The organism is Salipiger bermudensis HTCC2601 (genome assembly GCF_000153725.1).
GTDB classification, from domain to species: domain Bacteria; phylum Pseudomonadota; class Alphaproteobacteria; order Rhodobacterales; family Rhodobacteraceae; genus Salipiger; species Salipiger bermudensis.
In genome coordinates this window covers 3,322,551-3,339,930 of the sequence record NZ_DS022276.1, presented here as the reverse complement: position 1 = coordinate 3,339,930, position 17,380 = coordinate 3,322,551, and the positions used below count along the sequence as shown (strand labels likewise).

The window sequence follows — 17,380 nt, the reverse complement described above, 5'->3', positions numbered from 1 at the left end:
CCCCCCCGCCCCCTCGATTTATCCATGCCAAATCCGAAGAACCTCAAAACGCGGCGCTGACGTCACCAAATCGCCAGCCCGATGGGGCGGGCCATGCCGGAGGCGCGCTTCCAGCATGACGTTGGCGCGGCGGCTTCGCCTCGATTCCGCGCCAGGGCAACGACCGACCCGCGCGTCGGCGGTCCCGGCACGCACCGCGCGGCAGGCGACCCAACCTCCCTCGACGCCCCGCCCAAACCCGCGCCCACGCGGAAACGCATCGCCAGTATATGAAGGCGCAACGGGCAAGCGGCTTGCCTTTTGCGGGGTTCCCCGGTAGGGGGCGCGCAACCCTCCCCTTTAAAGGCTCTCCTTATGGACCTGCGCAATATCGCAATCATCGCTCACGTGGACCACGGCAAGACCACGCTTGTCGACGAATTGCTGAAACAATCCGGCGCATTCCGCGAAAACCAGGCCGTCGCCGAGCGCGCGATGGACAGCAACGACCTCGAGCGCGAGCGCGGCATCACGATCTTTGCCAAGCCGACCTCGGTCGAGTGGAAGAACACCCGCATCAACATCGTCGACACCCCCGGTCACGCCGATTTCGGCGGCGAGGTGGAGCGCATCCTGAGCATGGTCGACGGTGTCGTCCTGCTGGTCGATGCCGCCGAAGGCCCGATGCCGCAGACCAAGTTCGTGACCTCCAAGGCGCTGGCGCTGGGCCTGCGCCCGATCGTGGTGCTCAACAAGGTCGACAAGCCCGACGCCGAGCCCGACCGCGCGCTCGACGAGTGCTTCGACCTCTTTGCCTCGCTCGACGCCGACGAAGACCAGCTCGATTTCCAGCACATGTACGCCTCGGGCCGCAACGGCTGGGCGGATGCCGAGCTTGACGGTCCGCGCAAGGACCTGTCGGCGCTGTTCAACCTGATCGTGAACCACGTGCCTGCGCCGAAGCAGATCAAGCATTACGACGACGATTTCCGCATGCTGGCTACCACGCTGGGCTCCGACCCGTTCGTCGGCCGCCTGCTGACCGGCCGCATCGAGACCGGCCGCGTCAAGGTCGGCCAGACGGTGCAGGCGATCTCGCGCATCGGCCAGAAGATCGAGCAGTTCCGCGTCACCCGCGTGCAGGCCTTCCGCGGCCTCGCGCAGGCCGACATCGAAGAGGGCCTCGCGGGCGACATCGTCAGCCTCGCCGGCATGTCCAAGGCCACCGTGGCCGACACGATCTGTGCGCTGGCAGTGGACGAGCCGCTCGACGCCCAGCCGATCGATCCGCCGACCATCACCGTGACCTTCGGCATCAACGACAGCCCGCTGGCGGGCCGTGACGGCAAGAAGGTGCAGTCCCGCGTGATCCGCGAGCGCCTGATGAAGGAAGCCGAGGGCAACGTCGCGATCAAGATCCAAGACACCCCCGGCGGCGAGGCCTTCGAGGTCTCGGGCCGCGGCGAACTGCAGATGGGCGTCCTCATCGAGAACATGCGCCGCGAGGGCTTCGAGCTCAGCATCTCGCGCCCGCAGGTGATCATGAAGGAAGAAGACGGCCAGCTCATGGAGCCGGTCGAGGAAGCCACCATCGACGTCGATGACGAATACTCGGGCGCGGTGATCGAAAAGCTCACCGGCAACCGCAAGGGCGAGCTGGTCGAGATGCGCCCCGCCGGCGCCGGCAAGACCCGCATCATCGCGCATGTGCCCTCGCGCGGCCTGATCGGCTATCACGGCGAGTTCCTCACCGACACCCGCGGCACCGGCGTTCTGAACCGCGTGTTCCACGGCTGGACCGCGCATAAGGGCTCGATCCCCGGCCGCCGCGCCGGCGTGCTGATCTCGATGGAGAACGGCGAGACCGTGGCCTACGCGCTGTGGAACCTCGAGGACCGCGGCAAGATGTTCCTCGGTGCCCAGGCCCCCGTCTACCAGGGCATGATCATCGGCGAGCACTCGCGCGAGAACGATCTCGAGGTGAACCCGCTCAAGGGCAAGAAGCTCACCAACGTCCGCGCCTCGGGCACGGATGAGGCGGTGCGCCTGACCACGCCGGTCACCCTGTCGCTGGAAGAGGCCATCGCCTATATCAACGACGACGAGCTGGTGGAAGTGACGCCGAACGCCATCCGCCTGCGCAAGCGCTATCTCGACCCGCACGAGCGCAAGCGCATGTCGAAGAGCCAGTAAGCAAGCACCCCTTCGAGGCGGGCCCATCGCGGCCCGCCTCAGTTCTTTGCGCTCCCGAAGCGGTGCGGCTGTGCTACTCTCGCGCCATGCGCCTGCCGTTTCAGCTCTTCGCCCTGGTCCTCGCCCTGCCCGTCGCCGCCGAGACGCGCTGCGAGGGCACGCCGGTCAGTATTGCCGCCCCGCCGCTCCATGCCGAGCGCCTCTGCACCGCTGTGCAGGCGGCGCTGCCGAAGCTCGCGGCCTGCGGGCTGGCACTTGAAACCCCGGTCTCGATCACCCTCGCCGACCGCCTGCCGGGCGACTGCCTCGGCCTCTACCATTGCGGCGAACAGCGCATCGAGCTGCTGGCCCCGGACGCGCTCTCCGAGACGCGCCATGCCGACGGTGTCTTTGCCGGTCTGTCGGACGACCACTTTTTCGACAGCGTCGTGATGCACGAGCTGGCCCACGCCGCCCACGACGCCCGGCCCTGCCCGAGCGGCCTCTGCCTCGCCACCAGCGAGTACCTCGCCTACAATTTCCAGATCATGGGCCTCGCCGCCGAGGACCGCGCCCGCGTCGAGGCCGCGCTCGACATGCAGAGCCCGGTCTCCCATGACGCGGTCAACAAGGTGATCCTGCTCTTCGCCCCCAACGCCTTCGCCGCCCGTGCCTGGGCCCATCTCAACCAGCGCGACGATCCCTGCGACTACCTGCGCCACGTCGCCGCCGGCGACTTCACCTTCGACCGCCCCGCCCGCTGAGCCCCGACGCGCCAGGCCGACCATTGGCGCCGCGCCCTGCTCTTCTCTGGTTCTGAAATACCTCGGGGAGCGCGAGGGGCAGCGCCCCTCGCACCGGGCGACGGCCCGAAGGGCCGGCGCAATCCCTCAGGTCACGGGCGCGGCCTCAGAACCCGCACTTGTCGCGCAGGAACGCCAGAGCCACCGACAGCCCGTCCGGCGCGATTCCGTGGGCGGTGCCTTTCTGGATATGGGCAAAGACCTCTTTCCAGCCTGCACCTTGCAGCGCCTCGGCGGCGGCGGGCAGCGACTCGGGCGGCACCACGTCGTCCTGATCACCATGCACCAGCAGCACCGGCGGGCGCGAGACCACCTCGTCCTCGAGCAACTCCGGCTGCAGCAGACGGCCCGAGAACGCCACCAGCCCCGCGACCTCGTCCTCGCGGCGCGGCGCCACGTGCAGCGCCATCATGGTGCCCTGCGAGAATCCGAACAGCGCCACCTGCTCCGGCAGAAGGTCCTCGTCGACCATCAGCGCGTCTAGAAAGGCGTTGAGATCGTCGACCGCGCGGCTCATGCCCTGCATCGCTTCCTCTTCGGAGGAATCGTCGATCCACGGGATCGGAAACCACTGGAAGCCCATCGGCGCGCCGGCACATGCCTCGGGCGCGTCGGGCGCCACGAAGAGCGTGTCGGGCAGGTGCTCGCCCAGCGGATCGGCCAGGCCAAGCAGGTCGGCGCCGTTGGCGCCGTAGCCGTGCAGGAACACCACGCAGGAGCGTGTTTCGCCCGAGACGGGCTCCTTGCGGCCGGTTTGCAGAACGCGCGTCATACGATCCCCTCTCGCTGTTTTGCCACATGGTAGTAGGCCCACAGCGCCCCGCGCCGCAACCGATCTCCATGGGCTCCAGGCCTCGGCCATCCGGCGCAGGTCGCGCTCCCTGGGGCGCGCTTCAAGCGCGAAGAGCAGCCGCGCCGCCTCCTGCAGCGCCAGATCGCCCGGCGCGAAGACATCCGCCCGTCCAAGCGAGAACATGGCGTAGATCTCCGCCGTCCAGATCCCGATGCCCTTCACCGCCACCAGCGTCTTGACCACCTCCTCGGTGGGGGCCGTGCGCAGGGCCTCAAAATCGATCCCCGCCTCGGACAGCGCCAGAGCGTAGCTCGCCTTCTGCCGCGACAGGCCGAGGGCGCGCAGCCCGGCCTCGTCCGTGGCGAGAATCGCCTCGGGCGTGGTCATCCCCGCCGCCTCGAGCCGGGCCCAGATCGCCCGCGCCGAGGCCACGCTGACCTGCTGGCTGACGATCGCCGACAAGAGCTGCGCGAAGCCGTCGGGGCGGCGCCGCAGCGGCAGCGGCCCGGTCAGTTCGACCGCCTCGGCAAAGCGCGGCTCGGCGGCACAGAGCCAGTCGACCCCTTCGGCCACGCAGGCCTCCGTCTCGATGATGCGTCCGACCATGTCGTCCTCCCTGTCTGCCGCCGTTCCGGCCAGTGCGCCACAGCGCCAACCTGCCACACCGCCTGCCCCTTGCCCTATCAGCCAACTCCCCCTACCGCTATGGCGCATGGAGAGCACTCAAGACAGCCGCGCGAAGCGCAACGTGATCGTGTTGGTGATGGCGCAGGCCATCCTCGGCGCGCAGATGCCGATGATCTTCACCATCGGCGGACTCGCCGGCCAGTCGCTGGCCAGCAATGCCTGCTTCGCCACCCTGCCGATCTCGCTGATCGTGCTCGGATCGATGTGTGCCGCGACCCCGGTCTCGGCCTTCATGCAACGCTTCGGTCGCCGCGCGGGCTTTGCGCTCGGTGCCCTCGGCGGTGCGCTCGGCGGCGCGGTGGGCGCCTACGGGCTCTACACCGCCTCCTTCCCGATCTTCCTCGCCGGCAGCTTCCTCACCGGCATCTACATGTCGGCGCAGGGCTTCTACCGTTTCGCCGCCGCCGACACCGCCTCCGAGGCGTTTCGCCCCAAGGCGATCTCCTACGTCATGGCCGGCGGGCTGCTGGCGGCGGTGCTGGGCCCGCAACTGGTGAAATGGACCGCCGACGCCTTCGTGATCCCCTTCCTCGGCACCTATGCCGCGGTGATCGCGATCAACCTCGTGGGCGCGCTGGTCTTCCTGTTCCTCGACATCCCCAAGCCCCCGGTGCCCTCCGAGGACGCCCCCAAGGGCCGCACCCGGCGCGAGCTTCTGGCCACCCCGCGGATCGCCGTGGCGGTGATCTGCGCCGCGGTCAGCTACGCGCTGATGAACCTCGTGATGACCTCGACGCCGCTCGCCGTGGTCGGCTGCGGCTTCGAGACCGCCGATGCTGCCAATATCGTCACCGCGCACGTGCTGGCGATGTACATCCCGTCCTTCTTCACCGGCCACATGATCGCGCACTTCGGCGTCGAGAAGATCGTGGCGCTTGGGCTGGTCATCCTCGCCGGGGCCGGTGGCGTGGCGCTCACCGGCGTCGAGCTCGAGCAGTTCTTCGTCGCGCTGGTGCTGCTGGGCGTGGGCTGGAATTTCGGCTTCATCGGGGCCACCACCATGCTCGCCGGTGCGCATGAGCCGCATGAGCGCGGCCGCATGCAGGGCCTGAACGACCTGCTGGTCTTCGGCGCGGTGACCAGCGCCTCGCTGGCCTCGGGCGGGCTGATGAACTGCTCGGGCGGCAACCCGCAGGAGGGTTGGACCGCGGTCAACATGGCGATGGCACCGTTCCTGATGCTGGCCGGCGGCGCGCTGATCTGGCTGATCCTGAGCCCGCGCGCGCAGGCGGCCGAATGACGCCCCGCTTCAGATCCGTCCGGTCAGCGCCGCCCGCATGAGCCCGGTGCGGCGCCTGAACTCCGAGAGCTGCAGCATCCCTTCCGCCACCCGCTGCGGCGCCTGAACCGCCTGTTTCAGCAGCGGCCCCGCCTGCCAGCCCGCCAGCAAAGCCGCCCGCGCCGGTGTGTCGACCTCGCCCAGCCGCGCCCGCGCCCGGTCCAGCCGCGCCAGGCCTTCTTTCGCCAGAGCGACCACCGCCTCGGGACGCCCATCCACCAGCGGCACCCGCCCCTTGTCCTCAAGCTCCGGCACCGCGCGCAGGAACTGCGCCAGCCCGGACGCGTAGCCCGCATCGAGCGCGACATCCTCCGGCATCTCGCCAAGAGCGCGTCCCGCCGCCAGCACCAGTTCGCCCGAGGTCTCCTCGAGATAGCGGGTGAAATGGGCCTCATCCTCGAAGGCATCGCGGTAGATGTCCCATCGCCGCGCGCCCACCAGCCGGTCGAGCCGCCCGGCGCTGTCGGCATCGAGCACGTGCGCCAGCGGCGTCACCACCTCGTGCCGGCGCACCAGGCCGCCCGCCCGGATCTCCTCGAGCGCATCGCGCCACCATTGCAGGCGCATCTCGGCGATCATGCTCTCCTGCGTGAGCCACGGCGCCCGCGCCACCTCGAGATTGAAGGCATAGAGCGGGAACAGCACGGCCCGCGCGCGCACCGGCGCCGCCATCGCGGCGGCGAAGCGGTCTGGGTCGCCGCGCTCGACAAGCTGGGCGCAGGCGGTGAGATCGTCATCGAAGTCCATGCGGCTGACCTAGGCCGCGCGGGCCGGAAAGGAAAGCCTCAGTCGGGCCGCGCCAGCACCAGCTCATAGGCGATGCGGTCCGGCGCCTGCCGCCAGAGCGCGCCCTCGCGCTCGGAGGCGTCGAGCACCTCAGCCATCGCCGGGCTCGCCCCCGGGCGCAGTGCCGCGATCTCGCGTGTCACGCTGCCGTAATAGGCCTCCCATGGCGCGCCGATGAGCAGCCGCGTGTCGAGGATCTCGTAGCCGGCCTCCGCCACCTGTGCCCGCAGCCCCTCGCGGTCGGTGAGCGCCGGTTCGGGGGCCCAGAAGTCGCGCACCGCCTGCGGCTCGTCGCCGCCAAGGAAGACCCCTTGCGAGAAGGCCACGACGCCCCCCGGCGCCAGCGCCGCGCGCCAGGCCCGCAGCCCCTCGGTCACGCCGAGGAAATAGATCGCACCCGCCGACCAGATCAGGTCATAGGGCCCTGTGAGCGCGCCCATGTCGCCGAGCCGCAGCGCGGCATTGGGCAGATCCGCCACCCGCGCCTGCCCGGCCTCGATGAAGGCCGGCACCGCGTCGAGCCCCTCGACCTGCGCCTCTGGCAGCGCCCGCGCCAGCGTCACGCTGTCCGCCCCGGTGCCGCAGCCCGCGTCGCAGACCTGCAGCGGGCCCGACAGCCCAAGCCGCCCCAACGCCCAGAGCACGTCCTCGGGCGTCCCGGGGCCCTGCCGGTCGAGCCGGCTGTAGAGCGTCAGGAACTCAGGCGGCAGGTCCATCGCGCCCGTCCTCTCCGCAATCGCGAATGAGCTTCCAGCGCACCGCGTCGAGCAGCGCCTCGAAGGAGGCGTCGACTATGTTGGCGCTCACCCCCACGGTCTGCCAGCGCCGGCCCGAGCCGTCCTGGCTGTCGATGATGACCCGCGTCACCGCCTCGGTGCCGCCCTGGGTGATGCGCACCTTGAAATCCACCAGCCGCATGTCGTCGATCACCGACTGGTACGGCCCCAGGTCCTTGGCCAGCGCCTTGGCGAGCGCGTTGACCGGGCCGCGGTCGAAGCCGGCATTGTCGAGACTGTCCGAGACCGAGAGCTTCTTCTCGCCGTCGACCTTCACGACCACCACCGCTTCCGAGAGCGAGACCATCTGGTCGTACTTGTTCTTGCGCCGCTCGATGGTGACCCGGTAGCGCTTGACCTCGAAGAAATCCGGGCAGCGGCCCAGCTCGTCCCGCGCAAGCATCTCGAAGCTCGCCTGCGCGGTGTCGTAGGTGTAGCCCTCGGCCTCGCGCGCCTTGATCCGTTCGAGGATGCGGGCCAGCGCCGGATCCCCCTTCTCGACCTCGAGTCCCGCCTCGGCGAGGCGCCGGCGCAAGTTCGACTGCCCGGCCTGGTTCGACATCGGGATCACCCGGCGGTTGCCCACCTGCCCGGGCTCGATATGCTCGTAGGTCGACGGATCCTTGAGGATCGCGCTGGCATGCAGCCCCGCCTTGTGGGCAAAGGCCGAGGAGCCCACGTAGGGCGCCTGCCGCATCGGCACGCGGTTGAGGATCTCGTCGAGCATACGGCTGGTCTGGGTCAGCCCCTCGAGCCCCTCGCGGCTGACGCCGATCTCATAGGCGCTGGCATAGGGTTCCTTCAGCAGCAGCGTCGGGATGAGCGAGGTCAGGTTGGCATTGCCGCAGCGCTCGCCAAGGCCGTTCAGCGTGCCCTGGATCTGCCGCGCCCCGGCATCCACCGCCGCCAGCGTGGTGGCCACCGCGGTCTCGGTGTCATTGTGGGTGTGGATGCCCAGCCGGTCGCCGGGAATGCCGCCCTCGATCACCGCGCGCACGATGCCGTGCGCCTCATGCGGCAGCGTGCCGCCATTGGTGTCGCAGAGCACGATCCAGCGCGCGCCGGCCTCGAGCGCCGCGCGCAGGCACGAAAGCGCATAGTCCGGGTTGGCCTTCCAGCCGTCGAAGAAGTGCTCCGCGTCGAACAGCGCCTCACGGCCTTGCGCCACGATATGCGCCACCGAGGCGCGGATGTTCTCGACATTCTCCGCAAGCTCGATCCCCAGCGCCGCGGTGACGTGGTAATCATGGGTCTTGCCGACAAGGCAGACCGCCTGCGTGCCAGCATTCAGCACCGCCGCCAGCACGTCGTCATTCTCCGCCGAGCGCCCGGCCCGCTTGGTCATGCCAAAGGCGGTCATCACCGCCCGCGTCGTGCCGACCTCGTCGAAAAAGGCCGAGTCCGTCGGGTTCGCCCCGGGCCAGCCGCCCTCAATGTAATCCACGCCCAAATCATCCAGCGCCTCGGCGATGCGCAGCTTCTCGGCGGTGGAGAACTGCACCCCCTGCGTCTGCTGCCCGTCGCGCAACGTGGTGTCGTAAAGATACAGCTTCTCCGCCATCACCGCGCCCCCGCTTCTTCTGGCTCGAAATATCCTCGGGGGGGCTCGGCTTGCCCGAGCGGGGGGCAGACAGCCCCCCTCCCGCGCGTATCACAAGCGCATACGCACATGGTCATCACAGCCCCTCCAGCTTGGCCGCGTCGAACCCGGCCCCGGGCAGAAGCTCCACCCCGGCCTTCGACATGCGCACCTCGACCCCGGCCTCGAGCAGCGCGGCCTTCATGCGGTCGACCTCCGAGAAATCCTTGCTCTCCATCGCCGCGCCGCGCACCGCCGCGAGCTTGTCCGCGAGCTCCGAGAGATCGAAATCAGGACCTCTCGCCCAGTCTGGTATCCCGTGATCCAAGAAACCCAAGAGCTTTAGACTTGCGCGAAGCGATGGTGTATCCCCCGCCAAGGAAAGCTGATGCATCTCAGCGATGGCCTTTGCTGTATTGAGGTCATCCGCCAATGCGTTCACGACTCCAACGTAGGGAACTTCGTTGTCGAGCGCTTCGGTAATCTGTGCGTACCACTTTTTGAGGGTTGCCTCGGCCTGAGAGGCTTTCTCCGCCGTCCAGTCCATCGGTTTGCGATAGTGCGTCGAGAGCATCACGAAGCGGATCACCTCGCCCGGGACCCCCGCCTGCCCGTCACGCCCCTCGAGCAGGTCATGCACGGTGAAGAAGTTGCCCAGCGACTTGGACATCTTCTTGCCCTCGACCTGCAGCATCTCGTTGTGCAGCCAGACCTTGGCAAAGCCGCCCTCGGGATGGGCGCAGCAGCTCTGGGCGATCTCGTTTTCGTGGTGCGGGAACATCAGGTCGTTGCCGCCGCCGTGGATGTCGAAGCTCGCGCCCAGAAGCTCGTAGCTCATCGCCGAGCACTCGATATGCCAGCCGGGACGGCCCCGGCCCCACGGGCTCTCCCAGCCCGGCAGCTCGGGCTCCGACGGCTTCCACAGCACGAAATCCATCGGGTTGCGCTTGTAGGGCGCCACCTCGACCCGGGCGCCGGCGATCATGTCGTCGACCGACCGGCCCGAGAGCCCGCCATAGGCCTTGTAGCTCTCGACCGCGAACAGCACGTGACCCTCCGCCTCGTAGGCGTGGCCCTTCTCGATCAGGTCCGCGATCATCGCGATCATCTGGTCGATGAACTCGGTGGCGCGCGGCATGTGGGTGGGCTCCATGACGCCCACGGCCGCCATGTCGTCCAGATACCATTGCGTGGTCTCGGCGGTGATTTCACCGATGCTGCGGCCGCTGGCCTGGGCGCGGGCGTTGATCTTGTCGTCCACGTCGGTGAAGTTGCGCACGTAGGTCACGTGCTCCGGCCCGTAGACCTGCCGCATCAGCCGGAACAGTACGTCGAAGACGATGGCCGGGCGCGCGTTGCCAAGATGCGCGCGGTCATAGACCGTCGGGCCGCAGACATAGATCCGCACGTTGTCCGGATCGATTGGCTCGAAGAGCTCCTTCTTCCGGGTCCGGGAATTGGTCAGCCAGATAGGGACGTCCATGGCGCGCTCCTTCGCACGAAGATCGCGGCGGGAGTAGCAACTTCATTTCTGGATTGGAATAGAAGACCGGCCCGCCGAAGAATTCAGCAGGTAATGCAGCAGATCCGAATAAGGGGTGCTTGCGTGGTCATGCCCCGCTCATACGCCGATGCGCGGCGTGCGTCCAGCCCTTCCGCCGAACGCACGCCCCGGTGTCTTCAAAGAGCCGTCAGCCGTAGCTCACCACCTCGTATTCCACCCCGTCGGGGCCGTCGAAATAGAACCGCCGTCCCGGCTCGTAATCGGCATGGTTGTGCGGCGCAAAGCCCGCAGCCCGCACACGGGCCTCTGTGGCGTCGAGATCCTCGACCACCAGCCCGATATGGTTGAGCCCACCCTGTCGGGCGTAACGCTCGGGATCGGTGAGAGTCTTGTCCGCGGGGCGGTAGAGCGCGAGGTAGTCGTCCTCGCCGCCCACATGCACCGACCAGCCGTCGCCGATGGCGGGCCCCTGCCAGCGGATGTGCCAGCCGAACAGCTCGCAGAGCAGCGCGGCGGTGGCGTCGGGATCGGGGACGGCGATGTTCACGTGTTCCAGTCGGGCGGTCATGTCGGGCTCCTTGCTGCCTCTTGATCTGATGGCAGGCAGGATCCGACCTCGAGTGCGGTTGAGGTCAAACGGAAAGTTCTATGCAGAACCGGCCACTTGCAAGCTTCGAGGCGCAGCAGCGCCAGCCCCTACACCCGAACGCCACCCGCCCTGCGCCCGCGCCCGACCGGCCAGACCTCGAGCAGCCCCGCGGCTACGACCATGCCGCCGCCAATGATCTCCAGCGTGGCCAGATGCTCGCCCGCCAGCAGCGCCGCCGAGACCGCGCCGACGATCACCTCGGTCTGCATCAGGATGCCGACGCGGGCCGGGTCGAGCCGCATGGTGGCCCACATCAGCGCCGCCAGCGACACGCCCCACCACAGGACCCCGGTGGCCAGTGCGAGGCTCAGAAGGCCGACGCCGTTGTCGTGCAGCGAAAGCGTGGGAAAGGGCTCGAAGAACGGCGCAAGGGCCAGCCCGGCAAGTGTCGCGCCGATTGCGAACACGAAGGTCGCCGGGATCACGCCGAGATCGGATCGCACCCGGATGCCGGTGGTGCCCACGGCCCACAGGATCCCCGCGATCAGCGACATCCACTCGCCCACACCGCGCGGCATCGGCAGCGTGCCACCGGCGCTCAGCATCACCAGCAGCCCGGCGATGCCGATGAAGATCGCGACGATGCGCAGCGCCGGGGTGTGCCAGCCCATGACGTAGCGCGCGATCAGCACGCTCCAGACCGGGGTGAGGAAGTACAGAAGGATGATGATCGCCACCCGGCCATAGACCAGCCCGATGGAGTAGAGCGTGAAGGCCGCGCCCCCCGCCGCGACCGAGAGCAGCCCGACCTTGTCGGCCCGCAGCAACGCCCGCCAGCGCAGCGCGACCAGTGGCGCCAGCACGATCGCCGCCGTCACCGTGGCCAGCACCGTGCCCCAAGCCCCTGGCAAGCCGTGGTCGACCATCGCCCGCACCGGCATCCAGTAGAACCCCCAGAGCAGTCCGAACCCGGCCACCACCAGCGTGGCGATTGCGTTGATGCGATCCTGTGTCATGCGCTCACTCTTGCAAGGCCCCGCCCCGGCGCCAAGCCTGCGACGAGAAAACGGGCGGGACCGATGCTCCAGCCCCGCCCGCTTGGCGATTTACGATGCGGTTCCGGGCAGATGCGCCCGTCGCCGGCTACTGGTTGGCGCGCTCCGCCTCGAGCCGGCGATAGGCCGCCACGTTGGAATTGTGCTCATCCAGCGTTGTCGCGAAATTGTGCCCGTCCGCCGGATCGAGCGTCTTGGCGACGAAGTAGAGATAGTCGCTCTCGTCCGGGTTCAGAGCCGCCTCGATGCTGGCGCGACCCGGGTTGGCAATCGGGGTCGGCGGCAGGCCGGGGATGACGTAGGTGTTGTAGGGCGTCTCGGCGCGCAGCTCGGACTGGCGGATGCCACGCCCCAGCACACCCTGCCCGTTGGTGATGCCATAGATCACCGTCGGGTCGGTCTGCAGCCGCATGCCGCGCTCGAGCCGGTTGACGAAGACGCTCGCCACCAGCGGACGCTCCTCGGCGCCGCCGGTCTCCTTCTCGACGATCGAGGCCATGGTCAGCGCCTGCATCGGATCGTCGTAAGGCAGATCGTCGGCACGGTTTTGCCAGGCGGCCTCGAGGATCACCTGCTGGGCGTCTTCCATGCGGTCGATCAGGTCCGCGCGGCTGTCGCCCTTGGAGATCTCGTAGCTGTCCGGCGCCAGCGAGCCCTCGGCCGGGATCTCGGCAACCTCGCCTTCGAGGATGTCGACCTGCCCGAGCTCCTGCACCACCTGCCAGCTGGTCACGCCCTCGGCCAGCGCAACACGGAAGCGGGTGCCGACATCATCGCGGAAGCCGGCATAGTCCGCTGGCGCCGCCTCGGCCGGGTCGAACTCGAGCACTTCCTCGTAGCGGCCCGCCGCCGGGTCGAGCTCGCGCACCTGCACCTCGGCACTGTTGACGCCGATGCGGTAGACCACCTCGGTGCCGCAGGTCGAAGCACCGCCACGGGTGACGATATCGACGATCTCGGTCATCGAGGCATGCTCGGGCACGAGGAACGAGCCGGCCTTCAGCTGGCTCGTCTTGTCGGTATACTCGGCCCCGAGACGGAAGATCGTACCCGACGAAATCGCCCCCTGCGCCTCGAGATCGCCCGAGACACGGGTGAAATTGCTGCCACTGCGGACCTGCAGGCAGATAGGCGCGTCAAGCGGACCCTCGGCGGCGTACTCGTTCTGCGCCCAGAGCAGCACGCCGCCCATGAGGAAGACGAGCACGACCAGGAAGGTCAGCGCGTTGGAGGCGATGTTTCGCCACATGTCAGTCGACCTTTCCGAAGATCACGCTCGCGTTGGTGCCGCCGAAGCCGAAGGAGTTCGACAGCGCGTAACTCACCTTGCGCTCACGCTTGGCATTGGGCGCGAGGTCGATCGGGGTCTCGACGGCCGGGTTGTCGAGGTTGATCGTCGGTGGCGCGACCTGATCGCGGATCGCGAGGATCGAGAAGATCGCCTCGATGGCGCCGGCGGCGCCCAGCAGGTGGCCGGTGGCCGACTTGGTCGAGGACATGGTCACGTTGGAAGCATGGTCACCAAGCAGCTTCTCGACTGCGCCAAGCTCGATCGTGTCGGCCATGGTCGAGGTGCCGTGGGCGTTGATGTAGTCGATCTGGTTCGCGTCGAGACCGGCGGATTTCAGCGCCGCCCCCATCGAGCGCAGCGCGCCGTCGCCATCCTCGGACGGCGCGGTGATGTGATAGGCGTCGCCCGAGAGGCCATAGCCCAGAACCTCGGCATAGATCTTCGCGCCCCGGGCCTTGGCGTGCTCGTATTCCTCGAGCACCACGATGCCCGCGCCCTCGCCCATGACGAACCCGTCGCGGTCCGCGTCATAAGGGCGGCTGGCCTTCTGCGGATCGTCGGCGCGCTTCGTCGAGAGCGCCTTGCAGGCGTTGAAGCCCGCGATGCCGATCTTGCAGATCGCCGCCTCAGCGCCGCCGGCAACCATCACGTCGGCATCGCCGTACTTGATCAGGCGCATCGCGTCGCCGATGGCGTGGGCGCCGGTCGAGCACGCGGTGACCACCGAGTGGTTCGGGCCCTTGAAGCCGTACTTGATCGAGACCTGGCCCGAGATCAGGTTGATCAGGGCGCCGGGCACGAAGAACGGCGACACGCGGCGCGGGCCCTTCTGCTCCATCATGACGGCGGTGTTGGCGATCGAGTTGAGGCCACCGATGCCCGAGCCGATCAGAACGCCGGTGCGCTCGAGATCTTCCTTGTCGGTCGGGGTCCAGCCGGAATCCTCGACCGCCTGCTGGGCCGCTGCGAGACCAAAGAGGATGAAGGTGTCGACCTTGCGCTGTTCCTTCGGCTCCATATAGGCATTGGCGTTGAACTCGCCCTCGCCCTCGCCCAGCGGCACTTCGCAGGCATAGGTGGTTGCCAGCCCCTCGGGATCGAACCCGGTGATCCGACCGGCGCCCGACTGACCGTCGAGAATCCGTTCCCAGCTCTTTTCGACACCATCGGCCAGCGGCGTCACAAGCCCCAGCCCGGTAACCACAACGCGACGCATTGCTTGCCCCTTCCTCAGAATTCTTTCGTGGCCACGCTCTTACCCCGCCCGCCGGGGCGTCGGCAAGGGCATGAGGCCGGTTCAGGCCCAGTCCGGGCCGAGATCCGCCTTCGCCCGGTCGATCCAGTGCTCGCGCAGCCAGTCGCAGGGCTTGGAGTGGCGGATGAAGCTGCCGTTCCAGCCCTCGAGCGCATCGGTCATCTTTGGGCGGCCGTGGAAGCAGACCACGCGGGCATCCTCAGGAAGCCGCGGCGCGTGCATCCAATTGCCCGGGAAAGGGTTGCAGTCATACTTGAAAGACACCACCCAAGGCTCTGGAATGTATTTGAAACAGTCACGCTCCATCGCCTTGTGGCTGGTGTAGCGCTGCTCGGATCCGCGCGCCGCCTCGACCTCGCGATAGGCGTTCTTGGCGATGTCCTCGTAGAGGAACCCGTGCAAGGCGGGATCGAAGCGGAACACCGAGCCATGGCCGGTGGGCCGGCCCTTGCGCTTCTCGGTCCAGTCCTGGCGCATCGCCACCATGCCCGGCGCCATGTCGTGAATTTCGTCGAGGCTGCCGGTGATAACAACATCGAGATCGAAGCCCAGGAACGGCCCCTCGAGATCCGGCACAAGCCCGGGGCGGAACAGCGAGACCTTGCGCATCGCGCCCTGCCTGTTGGCCACCGCAAGCGCCGAGGCCATACGGTCGGCAAAGGGCTCCACCGGCAGCGGCAGCACCTCGATATCCGGGTGCAGCCCCTCGGCGTGCTCGGTCATGCAGAAGAAGCGCACGGGGCGTGAGATGTTGCGGCGGACGCCGGAATACAGCCGGTTGACGTACTCCGGGCCAAAGAGCGTGCCCCACTTGATGCAGATGATGTTGGCGCGTTCGGTCACGGACCCCTCCTGTGCGGGTTTGCCCGCGCTTTAGCTCAAACCTCGCCCCGGTGCCATCCCGTTGAGCGCGCGACCGCGCGGACGACCCCCTGCGTCGCGGTGACCGCCAAGCCGAAGGCGAAGGCCGCCAGCCCTGCGGACCGGCAGGATCGCGCTGGAAACCGAATGAGGGATTGGCATTCGCTCACAAGCCATATACACGGTGAGGGCTTACGTTTTTCTATGTCGACCACTGTCTCCCTTACACGGCGCTCAGTCTATCGATCCGGACGGACATTGCCACGCTACCGCATCCTGCGGGTAGAATTTTTAGAGGAGACCACGGATATGGCCACTGGCACCGTGAAATGGTTCAACACCACCAAAGGTTTCGGCTTCATCGCACCCGACGCGGGCGGCAAAGATGTGTTCGTGCACATCTCGGCTGTCGAGCGCGCTGGCCTCACCGGCCTGTCGGACGACCAGAAAGTGACTTACGACGTCGAAGCTGGCCGTGACGGCCGCGAGTCGGCATCGAACCTCGCCCTCGCCTAATCGGCGCAGCGACACGAAAAAAGAACGCGGTCCTCTTCGGAGGGCCGCGTTTTTTTGTGCCTTCAAGGTCGTGCAGAAGGTCGGACGCGCCCTGCCGTCGGCAAGGCGCGCAACAAAGGGTCAGGCGGCGGGCATCCGGCGCTCGACAATCTCTGCCCACCACGAGCAGCCCGCCGGGATCACCTCGTCGTTGAAGTTGTATTCCGGGTTGTGCACATCGGCGCTGTCGCCGTTGCCCACGAGGATATAGGCGCCGGGGCGCTCCTCGAGCATGTAGGCGAAATCCTCGCCGCCCATGGTGATCGGCGCGTCGCGGTCGCAGGCCCCCGCGACCGCCTCGGCCACGTCGGCGGCGAACTCGGTCTGCGCCTCGCTGTTGACCATCGCCGGGTAGCCCGGCAGCCACGTGATCTCGGCCTCACAGCCAAAGGCCGTCGCGGTGGCGGCGACCAGCGCCTTGATGCGCTCCTCGCCGAGCTCGCGGTTGGTCTTGGACATGGTGCGCATGGTGCCGCGGAACATCACCGAGGCCGGGATCACGTTGAACGCCTTCGACGAGCTCTCGATGCCGGTGACCGAGATGACCATCTGGTCGTCGGGGTCGGAGTTGCGGCTGACGATGCTTTGCAGTGCGGTGACGATATGGGAGGCCGTGACCAGCGGGTCGATGGCCTGATGCGGCTTGGCGCCGTGACCACCTTTGCCCTTCACGTTGATCTCGAACTGGTCGGTGGCCGCGAAGAACGCCCCCGGACGGATACCGAAGCTGCCCGCGGGCATCCCCGGCCAGTTGTGCATGCCATAGACTTCCTGGATGCCCCAACGCTCCATCATGCCGTCTTCGCACATCTCGCGACCGCCGCCGCCACCCTCTTCGGCGGGTTGAAAGATCACCACAACAGTGCCGTCGAAGTTACGGGTTTCGCTCAGATATTGCGCTGCGCCGAGCAGCATCGCGGTGTGGCCGTCATGGCCGCAGGCGTGCATCGCGCCCGGCGTCTTGGAGGCATAGTCGAGCCCGGTCACCTCGTGGATCGGCAGAGCGTCCATGTCGGCGCGTAGGCCGATCACCTTGCCGGCGCTGTCGCTCTTGCCCTTGATGATGCCCACCACACCGGTGCGGCCGATGCCCTCGACCACCTCGTCGCAGCCGAAGGCGCGCAGCTTCTCTGCCACGATGCCCGAGGTGCGGTGGGTTTCGAACAGGATTTCGGGGTGCTCGTGCAGGTCACGGCGCCAGGCGGTGATGTCCTGATGCAGTTCGGCGAAGCGGTTCTTAACGGGCATTCTTGGGAAGCTCCCTATTATTTGATCATTTTCCGAGACCCTGCCACCGCGCGACGGGCCCTGCAAGCGGACCGCGGCGGAAGCCGGCGTCCCCCGGCGAACCGAGCCAGTGAAAGACCCGGAACTTGTTGGACATAAGGCTTTATGAACAGCCACTTGTCATGACTT

Annotated in this window: 15 protein-coding genes and 1 pseudogene; 4 read left to right on the top strand and 12 right to left on the bottom strand. The window is 67.7% G+C overall.

Annotated elements, in window-relative coordinates:
- The first annotated feature begins 354 nt into the window (after window positions 1-354).
- Entirely contained in the window at window positions 355-2,172 is a 1,818-nt protein-coding gene (gene typA, locus R2601_RS15775; protein ID WP_007800117.1) for a translational GTPase TypA, read from the top strand.
- Window positions 2,173-2,258: 86 nt separating this feature from the next.
- Window positions 2,259-2,915 (top strand): DUF6639 family protein, encoded by a 657-nt coding sequence (locus R2601_RS15770; RefSeq protein ID WP_007800114.1) that lies wholly within the window; start codon window positions 2,259-2,261, stop codon window positions 2,913-2,915.
- 145 nt (window positions 2,916-3,060) lie between these two features.
- Here the strand turns inward: R2601_RS15770 and R2601_RS15765 are convergent, their stop codons facing one another.
- Window positions 3,061-3,726, bottom strand: a complete 666-nt coding sequence (locus R2601_RS15765) for an alpha/beta hydrolase (RefSeq protein WP_040545432.1) — start codon at window positions 3,724-3,726, stop codon at window positions 3,061-3,063.
- Window positions 3,723-4,353: pseudogene (locus R2601_RS26030) on the bottom strand (DNA-3-methyladenine glycosylase family protein). The gene R2601_RS15765 and the pseudogene R2601_RS26030 overlap by 4 nt, the downstream one beginning before the upstream one ends.
- Window positions 4,354-4,459: 106 nt before the next feature.
- Between R2601_RS26030 and R2601_RS15760 the strand changes: the two are divergent.
- Window positions 4,460-5,674: an MFS transporter gene (locus tag R2601_RS15760; RefSeq protein ID WP_007800109.1), complete on the top strand. Its 1,215-nt coding sequence runs from the start codon at window positions 4,460-4,462 to the stop codon at window positions 5,672-5,674.
- 9 nt (window positions 5,675-5,683) lie between these two features.
- On the opposite strand, the gene R2601_RS15755 is transcribed toward R2601_RS15760, so the two are convergent.
- The 9 genes from R2601_RS15755 to R2601_RS15715 all read right to left on the bottom strand — a co-directional run bounded on the left by R2601_RS15755 (window position 5,684) and on the right by R2601_RS15715 (window position 15,391).
- Window positions 5,684-6,460: a squalene/phytoene synthase family protein gene (locus R2601_RS15755; protein WP_007800107.1), complete on the bottom strand. Its 777-nt coding sequence runs from the start codon at window positions 6,458-6,460 to the stop codon at window positions 5,684-5,686.
- A 38-nt stretch (window positions 6,461-6,498) separates the two neighbouring features.
- Complete coding sequence (locus R2601_RS15750; protein WP_007800105.1) at window positions 6,499-7,215, bottom strand: class I SAM-dependent methyltransferase; 717 nt, start codon at window positions 7,213-7,215, stop codon at window positions 6,499-6,501.
- Window positions 7,199-8,836 (bottom strand): citramalate synthase, encoded by a 1,638-nt coding sequence (gene cimA / locus R2601_RS15745; protein ID WP_007800103.1) that lies wholly within the window; start codon window positions 8,834-8,836, stop codon window positions 7,199-7,201. The genes R2601_RS15750 and cimA overlap by 17 nt, the downstream gene beginning before the upstream one ends.
- Window positions 8,837-8,951: 115 nt before the next feature.
- Window positions 8,952-10,337, bottom strand: coding sequence for a cysteine--tRNA ligase (gene cysS / locus R2601_RS15740; RefSeq protein ID WP_007800101.1), 1,386 nt, complete (start codon window positions 10,335-10,337; stop codon window positions 8,952-8,954).
- Window positions 10,338-10,545: 208 nt separating this feature from the next.
- Window positions 10,546-10,926, bottom strand: a complete 381-nt coding sequence (locus tag R2601_RS15735) for a VOC family protein (RefSeq protein WP_007800099.1) — start codon at window positions 10,924-10,926, stop codon at window positions 10,546-10,548.
- Between the two features lie 128 nt (window positions 10,927-11,054).
- Complete coding sequence (locus R2601_RS15730) at window positions 11,055-11,963, bottom strand: DMT family transporter (RefSeq protein WP_007800097.1); 909 nt, start codon at window positions 11,961-11,963, stop codon at window positions 11,055-11,057.
- 127 nt (window positions 11,964-12,090) lie between these two features.
- On the bottom strand, window positions 12,091-13,251 hold the full coding sequence (gene mltG, locus R2601_RS15725; protein ID WP_007800095.1) for an endolytic transglycosylase MltG: 1,161 nt from the start codon (window positions 13,249-13,251) through the stop codon (window positions 12,091-12,093).
- Window position 13,252: 1 nt separating this feature from the next.
- On the bottom strand, window positions 13,253-14,509 hold the full coding sequence (gene fabF, locus R2601_RS15720; protein ID WP_007800093.1) for a beta-ketoacyl-ACP synthase II: 1,257 nt from the start codon (window positions 14,507-14,509) through the stop codon (window positions 13,253-13,255).
- A gap of 81 nt (window positions 14,510-14,590) precedes the next feature.
- Window positions 14,591-15,391: a hypothetical protein gene (locus R2601_RS15715; RefSeq protein ID WP_007800091.1), complete on the bottom strand. Its 801-nt coding sequence runs from the start codon at window positions 15,389-15,391 to the stop codon at window positions 14,591-14,593.
- Window positions 15,392-15,718: 327 nt separating this feature from the next.
- Between R2601_RS15715 and R2601_RS15710 the strand changes: the two genes are divergently transcribed.
- Window positions 15,719-15,925 (top strand): cold-shock protein, encoded by a 207-nt coding sequence (locus R2601_RS15710; protein WP_007800089.1) that lies wholly within the window; start codon window positions 15,719-15,721, stop codon window positions 15,923-15,925.
- A 120-nt stretch (window positions 15,926-16,045) separates the two neighbouring features.
- Here the strand turns inward: R2601_RS15710 and R2601_RS15705 are convergent, their stop codons facing one another.
- Complete coding sequence (locus R2601_RS15705) at window positions 16,046-17,212, bottom strand: M20 aminoacylase family protein (RefSeq protein WP_007800087.1); 1,167 nt, start codon at window positions 17,210-17,212, stop codon at window positions 16,046-16,048.
- Window positions 17,213-17,380: the final 168 nt, after the last annotated feature.

Excerpts from the sequence above, each read along its gene's own strand:
- R2601_RS15765 (WP_040545432.1), bottom strand. The coding sequence starts at position 3,726 with ATGACGCGCGTTCTGCAAACCGGCCGCAAGGAGCCCGTCTCGGGCGAA.
- cysS (WP_007800101.1), bottom strand. The coding sequence starts at position 10,337 with ATGGACGTCCCTATCTGGCTGACCAATTCCCGGACCCGGAAGAAGGAG.
- R2601_RS15755 (WP_007800107.1), bottom strand. The coding sequence starts at position 6,460 with ATGGACTTCGATGACGATCTCACCGCCTGCGCCCAGCTTGTCGAGCGC.
- R2601_RS15750 (WP_007800105.1), bottom strand. The coding sequence starts at position 7,215 with ATGGACCTGCCGCCTGAGTTCCTGACGCTCTACAGCCGGCTCGACCGG.
- typA (WP_007800117.1), top strand. The coding sequence starts at position 355 with ATGGACCTGCGCAATATCGCAATCATCGCTCACGTGGACCACGGCAAG.
- mltG (WP_007800095.1), bottom strand. The coding sequence starts at position 13,251 with ATGTGGCGAAACATCGCCTCCAACGCGCTGACCTTCCTGGTCGTGCTC.
- fabF (WP_007800093.1), bottom strand. The coding sequence starts at position 14,509 with ATGCGTCGCGTTGTGGTTACCGGGCTGGGGCTTGTGACGCCGCTGGCC.
- R2601_RS15760 (WP_007800109.1), top strand. The coding sequence starts at position 4,460 with ATGGAGAGCACTCAAGACAGCCGCGCGAAGCGCAACGTGATCGTGTTG.
- cimA (WP_007800103.1), bottom strand. The coding sequence starts at position 8,836 with ATGGCGGAGAAGCTGTATCTTTACGACACCACGTTGCGCGACGGGCAG.
- R2601_RS15730 (WP_007800097.1), bottom strand. The coding sequence starts at position 11,963 with ATGACACAGGATCGCATCAACGCAATCGCCACGCTGGTGGTGGCCGGG.
- R2601_RS15710 (WP_007800089.1), top strand. The coding sequence starts at position 15,719 with ATGGCCACTGGCACCGTGAAATGGTTCAACACCACCAAAGGTTTCGGC.
- R2601_RS15770 (WP_007800114.1), top strand. The coding sequence starts at position 2,259 with ATGCGCCTGCCGTTTCAGCTCTTCGCCCTGGTCCTCGCCCTGCCCGTC.
- R2601_RS15735 (WP_007800099.1), bottom strand. The coding sequence starts at position 10,926 with ATGACCGCCCGACTGGAACACGTGAACATCGCCGTCCCCGATCCCGAC.
- R2601_RS15705 (WP_007800087.1), bottom strand. The coding sequence starts at position 17,212 with ATGCCCGTTAAGAACCGCTTCGCCGAACTGCATCAGGACATCACCGCC.